1 protein-coding gene is annotated in these 443 nt (G+C 61.4%); it reads left to right on the plus strand.

All coding sequences use genetic code 11. From position 1 onward, the window contains the following. Positions 1 to 443: SMI1/KNR4 family protein (locus L979_RS13470; RefSeq protein WP_047692732.1), on the plus strand; the 443-nt coding region annotated here is incomplete at both ends.

A 443-nucleotide genomic window follows, 5' to 3' on the forward strand; every position in this document is an offset into this window, starting at 1 on the left:
GGCGATCAAGCCCCAGAGATCCTCAACCCACCAGCCACCGACGAAGAGATCACAGAACTCGAAACCACCCTCGGACTCACCCTCCCCACCCAACTACGAGCCAGCTTGACCCGCCACAACGGCATGGGAACCTACCCCGAAGACAACTTCCCCGGAGAGATCCTGCTCTCCTGTGAGGAAATCATCGATCAATACGAAACCTGGCAACAAGTCTTCGACGACCTCGACGAAGACACCCGGAACTTCAACCTCTCCGGAGACACCGGCCTGACCCTGCCCGGATTCTGGAACCACGGCTGGATACCCATCACCGACGACGGCACCGGCAACGCCTACGTCACCGACACCACCCCCGGCCCCAACGGCACCACCGGACAAATCATCAGCATCACCACCGACGGCCCCTCCCCAGGCGTGATCTACCCCAACCTCGCCACCCTCCT

The sequence above is a fragment of the Kocuria sp. ZOR0020 genome (assembly GCF_000800955.1).
Taxonomy (GTDB): Bacteria; Actinomycetota; Actinomycetes; order Actinomycetales; family Micrococcaceae; genus Kocuria; species Kocuria subflava.